This window comes from Streptomyces sp. NPDC057743, from assembly GCF_042798755.1.
GTDB lineage: Bacteria > Actinomycetota > Actinomycetes > Streptomycetales > Streptomycetaceae > Streptomyces.
In genome coordinates this window covers 117,725-131,799 of the sequence record NZ_JBHVJX010000002.1, presented here as the reverse complement: position 1 = coordinate 131,799, position 14,075 = coordinate 117,725, and the positions used below count along the sequence as shown (strand labels likewise).

The following is a 14,075-nucleotide window of genomic DNA, read 5'->3' as shown; positions in this document are numbered from 1 at the left end:
GCCCCGTGCCCGCATCCGTCAAGAACGCCGCGATCTGGGTCTTCGGTGCCCTCGGGGGCATCCTGTGGGGCTATGACACCGGGGTCATCTCCGGCGCCATGCTCTTCATCAAGCGCGACATCGCGCTCACCCCGCTGTTGGAGGGGCTGGTCGTCTCCGGCCTCCTCGTAGGAGCGATGGTCGGCGCCGGCCTCTCCGGGCGGCTCTCCGACTCCTGGGGGCGCCGCCGGCTGATCCTGGCCGCCTCCGGGGTCTTCATCCTCGGCACCCTCGGCGCGGCCTGCGCCACCGGGGCCGGCGCGCTGATCGCGTTCCGCCTCGTCATCGGGGTGGGCGTCGGCATCGCCTCCGTCGTCGTCCCGCTCTACCTCACCGAGCTCGCGCCCAAGCACCTGCGCGGCGGGCTGACGTCCCTGATGCAACTCCTGGTGACCGTCGGCATCTTCGTCGCCTACCTCACCGACTACGCGTTCGCCGGCTCCGGGGCCTGGCGCTGGATGATCGGCCTGGGCGTGGTGCCCGCCGCGGTGCTGGCGCTGGGCATCATCACCCAGCCGGAGAGCCCGCGTTGGCTGGTGGGCAAGGGGCGCAGCGCGCAGGCCCGTACGGTGCTGACCCGGCTGCGCGGGGACGCCGCGGCGGCGGGCGAGGAGCTGGCCGAGATCGAGCGGACCGAGCGCGCCGAGCGGGCGACCGGCGAGGCGCTGACCCTGCGGCGGCTGCTGTCGCCGCAGCTGAGGCCGGTGTTCGTGGTCGGGATGCTGCTGGTGTTCTTCCAGAACTTCGTCGGCATCAACACGATCATCTACTACGCGCCGACCCTGCTCACCGACATCGGTTTCGGCGCCAACGGGGCGATCCTCGCCAACGTCGGCATCGGCCTGCTCAACATGGTGATGACGCTGCCGGCGATGCGGCTGATCGACCGCAGGGGTCGCAAGCCGCTGCTGCGGGCCGGCGCGTTGGGGATGTGCGCGGCGATGGTGGTGCTGGCCGTCACCAACCTCTCCGGGCTCGGCTACGGCGCGCTGCTGTCCACCCTCACGCTGCTCGGGATCGCGCTCTACATCGCCTCGTTCGCGATTTCCTGGGGGCCGGTGCAGTGGGTGATGCTGCCGGAGCTGTTCCCGATGCGGATCCGGGCCGCCGCGGTCAGCCTGTGCGTGCTGTTCAACTGGCTGTTCAACATGGTCGTGGCGCTGGTCTTCCCGTCCCTGCTGCACGCCTGGGGCGCCGGGCGCGACTTCCTGTTCTTCGCCGGGACGACGCTGCTGGCGTATCTCTTCGTCCAGCGGCTGCTGCCGGAGACCAAGGGCCGCAGCCTGGAGGAGATCGAGGCGGAGCTGCTGGGGGGTGGTGCGGACCGCCGCTCGGCGGCGCAGACCGCCCCGGTATCGTCAAAGGTCGACGCCGTCCACTGATCAGGAGTTGCCTCATGAGCGCGTCCCCGGACCGCCGGACCATGTTGCGCGGGGCCGCGCTCGCGGGCCTCACCTGCTTCGGCGCCGCCGCCTGTGCCTCGGGCGCACAGGGCTCGGGTGCCAAGCCGTCCTCGGACGCGCCGGTCGAGCTCGGCCCGGCCACGGACGTGCCGGTCGGCGGCGCCAAGCTCTACGCCGCGCAGCGGCTGCTGGTTTCCCAGCCCACCCAGGGCGAGTTCAAGTGCTTCAGCAGCGTCTGTACGCACATGGGCGGGGTGCTGAACAAGATCGAGAAGGGGGAGGCCGTCTGCCCGCTGCACGGCAGCCACTTCCAGGTGGCCACCGGCAAGGTCACCCAGGGCCCGGCGTCCGTCCCCCTGGAGACGGTCCCGATCAAGGTCAAGGGCGGCAAGCTGATCGCGGGTTGACGGGCCCGGCGTGCGCCCGCCGGCACGCCGACCGCGCCGCCGCCCCGCTCACCCCCAGTCCCAGGTGATCCCCAGGATTCCCGGGCGCACCCCCTGCTCCACCATGTGCACCGCGTGGTGCCGCCCGCTCAGCGTCAGCTCCTGGCGGCCGCTGCGCGGGGCGCCGGCGGAGACCTGGGTGAAGCGCCGGCAGCGCACCGGCAGCGCCGCCTCGTCGAACCGCACCTGGAGCACGTACTGGCCGCCGGCGAAGCTGAAGCCGCGCACGTACTCGGAGCTCGGGCCGCCGCTGCCGTCCTCGAAGGCGTAGCCGAAGACATGGGTGTCGCCGGCCCGCAGCCGGGTGTCGAAGAGCAGCTCGGCGACGACCACGCCGTTCTCCGCGTCCCCGCGCACCCGCCCCAACCGGCAGTTCTCCGCGGTCCGCACCCGCACCCGGGACGGATCGCAGCCCGCATCGCCCCGGTGGATGGCGACGTAGCGGTCCACGCCGTCCCGGTGGGCGCGCACCACCTGGAGGGACTCCCGTTCGCTCAGCTCGCGCCGGGGCCCGATCCGCACCCGCTCGTGGTGGCCGACGGTGTGCACCCCGCCGTCCGCCGGGGTCTCCAACTCGGCGAAGAGCTGCTGGAGGCAGTCGGCCGGCGCCATCAGGGAGCGGTACGTGCGGGCCGGCGGCCGCTCGGTCTCCGGGCGGGCGCCGCCTTCGGGCACCAGGAGCCGGTGCAGCGACCGGTCGGGCAGCCCGAGGACGTCCTCCAGGGCGCGGACCGCGCGCAGCGACTCGGGGCGCTGCGGGCGCCGGGCGCCCTGCTGCCAGTAACTCAGGCTGGTGACGCCGATGGTGATGCCGCGCTGGGCCAGCTTGTGCTGGACGCGGGTGAGCGCCAGGCCGCGCGCGGTGAGCGCGCTGCGCAGGGCGAGATGGAACGGTCCGGTCCGCAGCAACTGGGCCAACTCGGCCGGTACGGGAGGGTGCTGCGCGGTTTGGGGAGTGTTCTGTGCCATTGCCTCAATCCTCCGGCGCGCGCGGTGAATGTTCACAACCGGGACGCACGGCGCGCGCTCTCCCTGCTCGTTCACTGCAGGACGCCGGGCACCGGTCGTTCACATTCGGGCCCGCCCGTCCACACCCCCATGTCACCTCGCATTGAAGCGTGTTGACCTGCCTGCGACAACACCCGATGCTCCACAGCAGCATCCGGATGCGCTCCTCTCATCTCTCACCCCTCACGGGAGGAACGCCATGCTTCACACTCTGTTCACCCGGCAACGACGCCGCAGATGGTTGTCGGCAGCGGCGCTGGCCGCCGTGGCCCTCACTGGCCTGCCGAGTGCCGCCACGGCCGCCCCGTTGGGCGCCAACCGCCTCAACATCACCATGCAGGCCCAGGAGAAGACCAATTGGTGCTGGGCCGGCTCCGGCAACACCATCGCCGCCTTCTTCGGCCACAAGTACAGCCAGAACCAGTTCTGCAACGCCGCGTTCAACCGCCAGCAGAACTCCACCTGCCCCAACAACCAGGCCACGCTGGGAAATGTGCAGAACGCGTTTGACTGGATGGGGATCAATCCTGGCTCGTATGTGACGGGTTGGCTCCGCTACACCACCGTGCAGAACGAGATCAACGCCAAGCGCCCCATCGAGACCCGCATCCAGTGGTCGTCCGGCGGCGGCCACATGCACGTCCTCTACGGGTACGACACCTCCCGCAACTGGGTGTACTGGGGCGACCCCTGGGCCACCAACAACCGCTACAACTGGGGCGACTTCGACTACTACGTGAATGGCAGCTCCTTCTCCTGGACCCACTCCCTCTACCGGATAGGAGCCTGAGGCCATGACGAAGCGCACCGCCGCCCGCGCCGCCGCCACGGGCACCCTCGCCGCCGCCCTGCTCGGCCTGGCCCCGCACGTCGCGCTGGCCGCCGCGCCCGCGCCGCCGGCACCGGCCAAGGCCAGCGTCTCCGCCGCCCGCGACGCGGCCGCCGCCCCGGCGACCCAGGACACCCTGGCCCGCTTCTTCGCCGCCGCCCCGGGCAAGAAGGGGGCGGCCGCCGCCGTGGCCGCCGACACCGCCCCGCACGTCGAGGGCGCCACCGTCCCGGTCTACGAGCTCTCTCCCGACTTCGTCCGCGGCAAGGCCGAAGCCCCCGTCGCCCGGCTGGAGTTCATGGCCACCAAGGCGGTCGCAGCGGACGGCCGCAAGGCGTCCGTATGGACCGCGCACCAGGGCTCCTCCTGGAAGGTCGTCAACATCGCCACCGGCGACGACGAGACCCGCTATGCCGCGGCCGGCGCCGCACAGGGCGGCGGAACGGTTTTCCACGAGCCGCAGATCGACGCCTGGTACGTCCAGCGCGGCGACCGCGTCGAGCCCCTGGACGACGCGGCCCGCAAGGCGGTGGGCCCGCACGGCACCACCGTCGCCGCCTACCAGAAGCGGGTGGCCACGGCGTACGGCGACAAGCTCCCCGGCTCCGCGTACGACAAGCGCGGTGAGGCCGGCGGCTTCGGGCCGGCCGGCGCACCGGCCGCCACCGACCCCGGCCGCGCACCGCACCCGGTCGCCGCGGACGCCGCGAGCGCGGGCGCCTTCCCGGTGACCGCCGCCTCGTCGGTGGCCGGCGGCGCCGCGCTGTTGGCCCTCGGCCTGTCGGCCACGGTGGCGGTGCGCCGGCGCCGCAGCCGCTGACCGGACCCGTTTCGCCGTTTCGCCGTTTCGCCGCACCACCGGAGCCCGTCCCGCCGTCCCCGTCGCCGGGGGCGTCCGGGGCGGGCTTCACCGCCTCGACCCTGATTGTCACTGGCGGTCAGTAGGGTGGTGGGCATGGCAGACCCCAGCAGCTACCGACCCAAGCCGGGACAGATCCCCGACTCGCCGGGGGTCTATAAATTCCGCGACGAGCACGGCCGGGTCATCTACGTCGGCAAGGCCAAGAGCCTGCGCCAGCGCCTGGCCAACTACTTCCAGGACCTGGCCGGTCTCCACCCGCGCACGCGCACGATGGTCACCACCGCCGCGTCCGTGGAGTGGACGGTCGTCTCCACCGAGGTCGAGGCGCTTCAGCTCGAATACACCTGGATCAAGGAGTTCGACCCCCGGTTCAACGTCAAGTACCGCGACGACAAGAGCTATCCGTACCTCGCGGTGACGCTGAACGAGGAGTTCCCCCGCGTCCAGGTGATGCGCGGCGCCAAGAAGAAGGGCGTGCGCTACTTCGGCCCGTACGGGCACGCCTGGGCCATCCGCGAGACCGTCGACCTGATGCTGCGCGTCTTCCCCGTACGGACGTGCTCCGCCGGCGTCTTCAAGCGCTCCGCCCAGATCGGCCGCCCCTGCCTGCTCGGCTACATCGGCAAGTGCGCGGCCCCCTGCGTCGGCCGGATCTCCCCCGAGGACCACCGCGAACTCGCCGAGGAATTCTGCGACTTCATGGCCGGCCGCACCGGCGCCCACCTGCGCCGGCTGGAGCGTCAGATGCAGGAGGCCGCCGAGGAGATGGAGTACGAGCGCGCCGCCCGGCTGCGGGACGACATAGGCGCGCTGAAGCGGGCGATGGAGAAGAGCGCGGTGGTCCTCACCGACGCCACCGACGCCGACCTCATCGCCGTCGCCGAGGACGAACTGGAGGCCGCCGTCCAGATCTTCCACGTCCGCGGCGGCCGGGTGCGCGGCCAGCGCGGCTGGGTCACCGACAAGGTCGAGGCGGTCACCACCGGCGATCTGATCGAGCACGCCCTCCAGCAGCTCTACGGCGAGGAGCAGGGCGACGCGGTCCCCAAGGAGGTGTTGGTCCCGGCGCTGCCCGACCCCGTCGAGCCGGTCGCCCAGTGGCTCACCCACCGTCGCGGCTCCCAGGTCTCGTTGCGCATCCCGCAGCGCGGCGACAAGAAGGACCTGATGGCCACCGTCGCGCGCAACGCCCAACAGGCCCTCGCCCTGCACAAGACCAAGCGCGCCTCCGACCTGACCACCCGCTCCCGCGCCCTGGAGGAGATCGCCCAGGCCCTCGACCTGGACGGGGTCCCGCTGCGCATCGAGTGCTTCGACATCTCGCACCTCCAGGGCGAGGACGTCGTCGCCTCGATGGTGGTCTTCGAGGACGGCCTCGCCCGCAAGAGCGAGTACCGCCGCTTCCAGATCAAGGGGCGTGTCGGAGACACCCAGGTCTGGCACGGCGAGGGGCAGGACGACGTCCGCTCCATGCACGAGGTCATCGGCCGCCGCTTCCGGCGCTACCTCCAGGAGAAGCAGAAGTCGGGGGAGTGGGGCGAGGAGCCGCCGGCCGAGGAGCCGACCGCGGCCCCTGGCGAAGCCTCGACCGACGACCCGACCGACGACCCCACTGACCGCCTCACCGACGAGGACGGCCGCCCCAAGCGGTTCGCCTATCCGCCCCAGCTGGTGGTCGTCGACGGCGGTGCTCCCCAGGTGGCCGCCGCCCGCCGGGCCATGGACGAGCTGGGCATCGACGACGTCGCGGTCTGCGGTCTGGCCAAGCGGCTGGAGGAGGTCTGGCTGCCCGGCGAGGACGACCCGGTGGTGCTGCCGCGCAGCAGCGAGGGGCTCTACCTCCTCCAGCGGGTCCGCGACGAGGCGCATCGTTTCGCCCTCACCTATCAGCGCAGCAAGCGCGGCAAGCGGCTGAAGGCGTCCCCGCTGGACGCCGTCCCCGGGCTCGGCGAGGCCCGCCGCCAGGCGCTCCTGAAGCACTTCGGCTCGCTGAAGAAGCTGCGGGCGGCCACGGTGGAGGAGATCTGCCAGGTCCCGGGCGTGGGCCGGAAGACCGCCGAGACCCTCGCCGCGGCGCTGGCCGGCGCGGCTCCGTCGGCCCCCGCGGTGAACACCGCCACAGGAGAGATCATTGAGGATGACGGGGCCCCGCCGGCCGCGTTGTCAGCAGAACGGGGGCAGGACCGATGAGCAGCAGACCGCACGAGACGCAGGAACCCGAGAGAGACGGTGCACAGGTGAGTACGGGCACGATGCGCGAAGCCGACCAGGGCGAGAGCGCCGCGATCCCCGAGCTGGTGATCATCTCCGGCATGTCCGGCGCCGGCCGCAGCACGGCGGCGAAGTGCCTGGAGGACCTCGGCTGGTTCGTCGTCGACAACATCCCGCCCGAGCTGATCCCGCCCATGGTGGAGCTCGGCGCCCGCTCCCAGGGCAATGTCGCCAAGATCGCCGTGGTCGTCGACGTCCGCGGTCGCCGCTTCTTCGCCAACCTCAAGGAGTCCCTGGCCACCCTCGACGCGCAGAACGTCAAGCGCCGCATCGTCTTCCTGGAGTCCTCCGACGAGGCCCTGGTGCGCCGCTTCGAGTCGGTCCGCCGCCCGCACCCCCTCCAGGGCGACGGCCGGATCGTCGACGGCATCGCCGCCGAGCGCGACCTGCTGCGCGAGCTGCGCGGCGACGCCGACCTGGTCATCGACACCTCCAGCCTCAACGTCCATGAGCTGCGCGCCAAGTTGGACGCCCAGTTCGCCGGCGAGGAGGTCCCCGAGCTGCGCGCCACGGTCATGTCCTTCGGCTTCAAGTACGGCCTCCCGGTCGACGCCGACATGGTCATCGACTGCCGCTTCATCCCCAACCCGCACTGGGTCCCCGAGCTGCGCCCCTTCACCGGCCTGAACGACGAGGTCTCCAACTACGTCTTCAACCAGCCCGGTTCCAAGGAATTCCTGGACGGCTACACCGAGCTGCTGCGCCTGGTCGCGGCCGGCTACCGCCGCGAGGGCAAGCGCTATGTGACCATCGCCGTCGGCTGCACCGGCGGTAAGCACCGCAGCGTCGCGATGTCCGAGAAACTGGCCCGCCGACTGAGCTCCGAGGGCGTCGAAACGGTCGTCGTGCACCGGGACATGGGGCGCGAGTGACCTCCCGTACGCCGCGGCTGCGCCGGGTCCGCCGCTTCGTCCCCAGCGGCCGCGCGACCAAGGGCGCCACCCCCAAGGTGGTGGCCCTCGGCGGCGGCATGGGCCTGTCCGCCTCGCTCGCCGCCCTGCGCCGCATCACCCGGGACGTGACGGCCGTGGTCACCGTCGCCGACGACGGCGGCTCCAGCGGCCGGCTGCGCGACGAGCTCGGCGTGCTGCCCCCCGGCGACCTGCGCAAGGCGCTGGCCGCGCTGTGCGGCGACGACGACTGGGGCCAGACCTGGGCCCGGGTGATCCAGCACCGCTTCACCAGCGAGGGCGAGCTGCACGACCACGCCGTCGGCAATCTGCTGATCGTCGCCCTGTGGGAGCAGCTCGGCGACCACGTCCAGGCGCTGGACCTGGTCGGCAGGCTGCTCGGCGCGCACGGCCGGGTGCTGCCGATGTCGGCGGTGCCGCTCGAACTCCAGGCCCAGGTCAAGGGTCTGGACCAGGATCACCCGGACGAGATCAGCACGGTCCGCGGCCAGGCCACGGTCGCGCTCACCCGCGGCGAGGTGCAGTCCGTGCACGTCGTCCCGGAGGAGCCGCCGGCCGTTCCGGAGGCGGTCGCCGCGGTCCGGGACGCCGACTGGGTGGTGCTGGGTCCCGGTTCGTGGTTCTCCTCGGTCATCCCGCATCTGCTCGTGCCCGAGCTGCGCGTGGCCCTGGAGGAGACCCAGGCCAGGAAGGTCCTCTCGCTCAACCTCGCGCCCCAGCCGGGCGAAACCGAGGGCTTCTCCCCGCAGCGTCATTTGGAGGTTTTGGCCCGACACGCCCCTAAACTCGCCTTCGACGTGGTGCTGGCCGATGAGGCCGCGGTGCCCGATATCGACGGCCTGACGGTTGCGGCCAAGCAACTGGTGGGCAGCGAGGTCGAGCTGGCCGCGGTCGCTGCACGTTCAGACGGTGTCCGGTCCGGTGCCGGGGGAGCCCCCGACCGGCACGATCCGGAACTGCTGGCAGCCGCGTACGACCGTATTTTTCGGATGCATGGAAGGATCGGCCCATGGCGATGACGGCTGCGGTGAAGGATGAGATCTCCCGGCTCCCCGTCACCCGGACCTGCTGCCGGAAGTCCGAGGTCTCGTCGATCCTGCGGTTCGCGGGTGGTCTGCACCTGGTCAGCGGCCGCATCGTGATCGAGGCGGAGCTCGACACGGGCATCGCCGCCCGCCGGCTCCGCAAGGACATCCTGGAGATCTTCGGGCACTCCTCGGACCTGGTGGTGATGGCCCCCGGCGGACTGCGCCGCGGCAGTCGCTACGTGGTCCGCGTGGTGGCCGGCGGCGACCAACTGGCCCGGCAGACCGGGCTGGTGGACGGCCGCGGCCGCCCCATCCGCGGCCTGCCCCCGCAGGTGGTCTCCGGCGCGACCTGCGACGCCGAGGCCGCCTGGCGCGGCGCCTTCCTGGCCCACGGCTCGCTGACCGAGCCCGGCCGCTCGTCCTCCCTGGAGGTCACCTGCCCCGGCCCCGAGGCCGCGCTCGCCCTGGTCGGGGCGGCCCGTCGGCTCGGCATCGGCGCCAAGGCCCGCGAGGTGCGCAGCGTGGACCGCGTCGTCGTCCGTGACGGTGATGCGATCGGCGCGCTGCTGACGCGGCTGGGCGCCCACGAGTCGGTACTGGCGTGGGAGGAGCGGCGGATGCGCCGCGAGGTGCGGGCCACCGCCAACCGCCTGGCCAACTTCGACGACGCCAACCTCCGCCGCTCGGCGCGGGCCGCGGTCGCCGCCGGCGCCCGGGTCCAGCGCGCCCTGGAGATCCTCGGCGAGGAGGTCCCCGAGCACCTCGCGGCCGCCGGCCGGCTGCGCATGGAGCACAAGCAGGCGTCCCTGGAGGAGCTCGGCGCGCTGGCCGACCCGCCGCTGACGAAGGACGCGGTTGCCGGCCGGATCCGCCGGCTGTTGGCGATGGCCGACAAGCGCGCCCAGGACCTGGGCATCCCCGGCACCGAGTCCAACCTCACCGAGGAGCTCGCCGACGGCATGGTCAGCTGACCTCCGTCGGGCCCGAACACACCCGCCCCCGGCACCCATTTCGGGTGCCGGGGGCGTCGTGCGTTCGCAGGTCATGGCGGTGCCGAACCCGAAGGCGTCAGAGGGGCTCGAAGGCGCTCACTTGAGCACCTTTCGCGGCCGATGTCAATGTCACGTACGTCTCTTCTAGGGGGTAGGGTCGTAGGCGGTCGGGGACAGCCCATACAGCTCGCCGGTTACCAAAACCGGCGTACCAACGAGGAGATCGGTTCGTGACGATCCGCGTAGGCATCAACGGATTCGGCCGCATTGGTCGCAACTACTTCCGCGCGCTCCTGGAGCAGGGTGCGGACATCGAGATCGTCGGTGTCAACGACCTGACCGACAACGCCACCCTGGTTCACCTGCTGAAGTACGACACCATCCTGGGTCGCCTGAAGCAGGACGTCAGCCACACCGACGACACCATCACGGTCGGCGACCAGACCTTCAAGACGATGGCCGAGCGCGACCCGGCGAAGCTCCCCTGGGGCGAGCTGGGTGCCGACGTTGTCATCGAGTCGACCGGCATCTTCACCAAGCGCGAGGACGCCGCCAAGCACCTCGCCGCCGGCGCCAAGAAGGTCCTGATCTCCGCGCCCGCCAAGGACGAGGACATCACGATCGTGATGGGCGTCAACCAGGACAAGTACGACGCGGCCAACCACCACGTCATCTCCAACGCCTCCTGCACCACCAACTGTGTGGCGCCGATGGCCAAGGTTCTCGACGAGAACTTCGGCATCGTCAAGGGCATGATGACCACGGTCCACGCGTACACCAACGACCAGCGCATCCTGGACTTCCCGCACAAGGACCTGCGCCGCGCCCGCGCCGCCGCGGAGAACATCATCCCGACCTCGACGGGTGCCGCCAAGGCCACCGCCCTGGTCCTCCCGCAGCTCAAGGGCAAGCTGGACGGCATCGCCATGCGCGTGCCGGTCCCCACCGGTTCGGTCACCGACCTGGTGCTGGAGCTCGACCGCGAGGTCAGCAAGGACGAGATCAACGCCGCCTTCCAGAAGGCCGCCGAGGGTCAGCTCAAGGGCGTCCTGGAGTACACCGAGGACCCGATCGTCTCCTCGGACATCGTCAACTGGCCGGCCTCCTGCACCTTCGACTCCTCCCTTACGATGACCCAGGGCAAGCAGGTCAAGATCGTCGGCTGGTACGACAACGAGTGGGGCTACTCCAACCGTCTGGTGGACCTCACCGTCTTCGTCGGCGGCCAGCTCTGATCTCCGCCTGACGTCACCCAAGGCACCGGAATGTGCGGACGGGGCTCGTAGGGCGCGGCAACGCGACCTACGGGCCCCGTCCCATGACGGACTACAACGGAGTCACTTCACATGAAGACGATCGACGACCTGATCCAGGACGGCGTCGCCGGCAAGCGGGTCTTCGTCCGCGCCGACCTCAACGTCCCGCTGGACGGCACCACCATCACCGACGACGGCCGGATCCGCGCCGTCCAGCCGACCATCGCCAAGCTTGCCGCGGCCGGCGCCAAGGTGATCGTCGCCTCCCACCTGGGCCGTCCCAAGGGCGCCCCGGACCCCGCCTTCTCGCTGGCCCCCGCGGCCCGGCGGCTCGGTGAACTCCTCGGTCAGGACGTGGCGTTCGCCACCGACACGGTCGGCGAGTCCGCCCGTTCCGTGGCCGCGCAGCTGACCGACGGTCAGGTGGCCGTCCTGGAGAACCTCCGCTTCAACGCCGGCGAGACCAGCAAGGACGACGCCGAGCGCGGCGCCTTCGCCGACCAGCTCGCCGAGCTCGCCGACCTCTACGTCGGCGACGGCTTCGGCGCCGTGCACCGCAAGCACGCCTCGGTCTACGACCTGCCCAAGCGGCTGCCGCACGCCGCCGGCGACCTGATCGCCACCGAGGTCGGCGTGCTGAAGAAGCTCACCGAGGACGTCAAGCGCCTGTACACCGTCGTCCTCGGCGGTGCGAAGGTTTCGGACAAGCTCGCCGTCATCGACGAGCTGCTCGGCAAGGCCGACCGGCTGCTGATCGGCGGCGGTATGGCGTACACCTTCCTCAAGGCCAAGGGCTACGAGGTCGGCATCTCCCTCCTCCAGGAGGACCAGATCCCGACCGTCACCGAGTACATGGAGCGCGCCGCGAAGAACGGCGTCGAGCTCGTGCTCCCCGTGGACGTGCTGGTCTCCGCGGACTTCCCCGACCTCAAGACGAAGGCCCCGGCCGACTTCGAGACGGTCGACGCCGACAAGATCCCCTCCGACAAGGAGGGTCTGGACATCGGCCCCAAGTCCCGGGAGCTGTTCGCCTCCAAGATCGTCGATGCCGAGACCGTCTTCTGGAACGGGCCGGTCGGCGTCGCCGAGCACCCCGACTACGCCGGTGGCACCACCGCCATCGCGCAGGCCCTGCTCGACAGCACGGGCTTCACCGTCGTCGGCGGCGGCGACTCCGCCGCGGCCGTCCGCAACCTGGGCTTCGACGAGTCGAAGTTCGGCCACATTTCGACCGGCGGCGGCGCCAGCCTCGAATACCTCGAAGGCAAGACGCTCCCCGGCCTCGCCGCTCTGGAGGACTGAACAACCGTGAGTGACCGCACCCCGCTGATGGCGGGCAACTGGAAGATGAACCTCAACCACCTTGAGGCCATCGCCCACGTCCAGAAGCTCGCCTTCGCCCTGAACGACAAGGACTTCGACCAGGTAGAGGTCGCGGTCCTGCCGCCCTTCACCGACCTGCGCTCGGTGCAGACCCTCGTCGACGGCGACAAGCTCAAGATCAAGTACGGTGCCCAGGACCTCTCGGCGCACGACTCCGGTGCCTACACCGGTGAGATCTCCGGCGCCATGCTCGCCAAGCTGAAGTGCGCCTACGTGGCCGTCGGCCACAGCGAGCGCCGCCAGTACCACGGCGAGGACGAGGAGGTCTGCAACGCCAAGGTCAAGGCCGCGTATCGGCACGGTCTGACCCCGATCCTCTGCGTCGGCGAGGGCCTGGACGTCCGCAAGGCCGGCAACCAGGTCGCGCACACCCTCGCCCAGGTCGACGGCGGCCTCAAGGACATCCCGGCCGAGCAGGCCGAGACGATTGTGATCGCCTACGAGCCGGTGTGGGCCATCGGCACCGGCGAGGTCGCGACCCCCGAGGACGCGCAGGAGGTCTGCGCGGCCATCCGCGGCCGCCTCGCCGAGCTCTACAGCCAGGAGCTGGCCGACAAGGTCCGCATCCAGTACGGCGGTTCGGTCAAGTCCGGCAACGTCGCCGCGATCATGGCGCAGCCGGACGTCGACGGCGCCCTGGTGGGCGGCGCGGCCCTGGACGCGGACGAATTCGTCAAGATCGTCCGCTTCCGCGATCAGTAGCAGCTATGACGACGGGCCTGGCCCGTCGTACCCTGTCGGGGCCGGGCCCGGTGTCGTGCGCACCGCCCGGCCCCGTGCCGTCCGGCCCCGCCCGGCCGGCTTGTTCCGTCCGACAGTCCTCAGAGAGTTGGTCCAGCCGTGGTCATCGGGTTCTCGATCGCCCTCATCATCTTCAGCGTGCTGCTGATGATGCTGGTGCTCATGCACAAGGGGAAGGGCGGCGGCCTGTCCGACATGTTCGGCGGCGGCATGCAGTCCTCGGTCGGTGGCTCCTCCGTCGCCGAGCGCAACCTCGACCGCATCACCATCGTGATCGGTCTGCTCTGGTTCGCGTGCATCGTCGTGCTCGGCGTCCTGATGAAGCTCGGCAGCTGACATCCCGTCGGAGACGCGGCCTATCATGAAAGGCAGCGTCCCGGGACGGGTAACTCGTGTCAGTGGACGCGCGTTGGGCCTTACGTAGACTGGGGCGCCCGCAGCGCAGCTGCTGCGAGAGGCACGCGGCACCATGACGCAGGGAGTTACGACCGTGGCAAGTGGCAACGCGATCCGAGGAAGTCGGGTCGGGGCGGGGCCGATGGGGGAGGCCGAGCGCGGCGAGTCCGCGCCGCGCATCCGCATCTCCTTCTGGTGCTCCAATGGGCACGAGACGCAGCCCAGCTTCGCCGGCGATGCCCAGGTGCCGGACACCTGGGACTGCCCCCGCTGTGGTTTCCCGGCCGGCAAGGACCGGGACAGCCCGCCGGACCCGCCGCGCACCGAGCCGTACAAGACGCACCTCGCCTACGTCCGGGAGCGCCGCAGCGACGCCGACGGCGAGGCGATCCTGGCCGAGGCGCTCGCCAAGCTCCGCGGCGAGATCTGACGGAACGGCAGCACACCGCAACCGCACGCAGCGCACCACGACCGGCCCGGCCGGGGGGAATTGCCCCTCCCGCCGGGCCG

14 protein-coding genes are annotated in these 14,075 nt (G+C 71.1%); 13 read left to right on the top strand and 1 reads right to left on the bottom strand.

The genetic code is table 11. The annotated features are described in order from the left end of the window. The first annotated feature begins 5 nt into the window (after positions 1 to 5). Complete coding sequence (locus ACFVFQ_RS02675) at positions 6 to 1,421, top strand: sugar porter family MFS transporter (RefSeq protein WP_383407400.1); 1,416 nt, start codon at positions 6 to 8, stop codon at positions 1,419 to 1,421. A 14-nt stretch (positions 1,422 to 1,435) separates the two neighbouring features. Continuing rightward, positions 1,436 to 1,849, top strand: a complete 414-nt coding sequence (locus ACFVFQ_RS02670) for a Rieske (2Fe-2S) protein (RefSeq protein ID WP_383407397.1) — start codon at positions 1,436 to 1,438, stop codon at positions 1,847 to 1,849. Positions 1,850 to 1,897: 48 nt separating this feature from the next. Here ACFVFQ_RS02670 and ACFVFQ_RS02665 read toward each other — a convergent pair whose 3' ends face one another. Continuing rightward, positions 1,898 to 2,857, bottom strand: a complete 960-nt coding sequence (locus ACFVFQ_RS02665) for a hypothetical protein (protein WP_383407394.1) — start codon at positions 2,855 to 2,857, stop codon at positions 1,898 to 1,900. A 238-nt stretch (positions 2,858 to 3,095) separates the two neighbouring features. Here ACFVFQ_RS02665 and ACFVFQ_RS02660 point away from each other — a divergent pair, with 238 nt between their 5' ends. From ACFVFQ_RS02660 to ACFVFQ_RS02610, 11 genes are all read left to right on the top strand, one after another. After that, the gene (locus ACFVFQ_RS02660; protein WP_383407391.1) at positions 3,096 to 3,686 is read left to right on the top strand and encodes a papain-like cysteine protease family protein; all 591 of its coding nucleotides are present in this window, start codon (positions 3,096 to 3,098) and stop codon (positions 3,684 to 3,686) included. A gap of 4 nt (positions 3,687 to 3,690) precedes the next feature. Continuing rightward, positions 3,691 to 4,545, top strand: a complete 855-nt coding sequence (locus tag ACFVFQ_RS02655; protein ID WP_383407388.1) for a hypothetical protein — start codon at positions 3,691 to 3,693, stop codon at positions 4,543 to 4,545. Positions 4,546 to 4,680: 135 nt separating this feature from the next. Next, a complete protein-coding gene (gene uvrC, locus ACFVFQ_RS02650; RefSeq protein ID WP_383407385.1) occupies positions 4,681 to 6,777 on the top strand; it encodes an excinuclease ABC subunit UvrC in 2,097 nt (698 codons plus the stop codon). Between the two features lie 62 nt (positions 6,778 to 6,839). Further along, entirely contained in the window at positions 6,840 to 7,730 is an 891-nt protein-coding gene (gene rapZ, locus ACFVFQ_RS02645; RefSeq protein ID WP_376567054.1) for an RNase adapter RapZ, read from the top strand. Further along, positions 7,727 to 8,788 (top strand): uridine diphosphate-N-acetylglucosamine-binding protein YvcK, encoded by a 1,062-nt coding sequence (yvcK, locus tag ACFVFQ_RS02640; protein WP_383407382.1) that lies wholly within the window; start codon positions 7,727 to 7,729, stop codon positions 8,786 to 8,788. Before rapZ ends, yvcK begins: the two co-directional genes overlap by 4 nt. Further along, a complete protein-coding gene (gene whiA, locus ACFVFQ_RS02635; protein WP_018536829.1) occupies positions 8,779 to 9,768 on the top strand; it encodes a DNA-binding protein WhiA in 990 nt (329 codons plus the stop codon). Before yvcK ends, whiA begins: the two co-directional genes overlap by 10 nt. A gap of 251 nt (positions 9,769 to 10,019) precedes the next feature. Beyond that, complete coding sequence (gap, locus tag ACFVFQ_RS02630) at positions 10,020 to 11,024, top strand: type I glyceraldehyde-3-phosphate dehydrogenase (RefSeq protein WP_383407379.1); 1,005 nt, start codon at positions 10,020 to 10,022, stop codon at positions 11,022 to 11,024. 111 nt (positions 11,025 to 11,135) lie between these two features. Beyond that, entirely contained in the window at positions 11,136 to 12,347 is a 1,212-nt protein-coding gene (locus tag ACFVFQ_RS02625; protein ID WP_383407376.1) for a phosphoglycerate kinase, read from the top strand. 6 nt (positions 12,348 to 12,353) lie between these two features. Beyond that, positions 12,354 to 13,130, top strand: a complete 777-nt coding sequence (tpiA, locus tag ACFVFQ_RS02620) for a triose-phosphate isomerase (RefSeq protein ID WP_383407373.1) — start codon at positions 12,354 to 12,356, stop codon at positions 13,128 to 13,130. Positions 13,131 to 13,268: 138 nt separating this feature from the next. Then, positions 13,269 to 13,505: a preprotein translocase subunit SecG gene (gene secG, locus ACFVFQ_RS02615; RefSeq protein ID WP_159504435.1), complete on the top strand. Its 237-nt coding sequence runs from the start codon at positions 13,269 to 13,271 to the stop codon at positions 13,503 to 13,505. Between the two features lie 154 nt (positions 13,506 to 13,659). Next, positions 13,660 to 13,995, top strand: coding sequence for an RNA polymerase-binding protein RbpA (locus tag ACFVFQ_RS02610; RefSeq protein ID WP_016578660.1), 336 nt, complete (start codon positions 13,660 to 13,662; stop codon positions 13,993 to 13,995). Positions 13,996 to 14,075 lie beyond the last annotated feature (80 nt).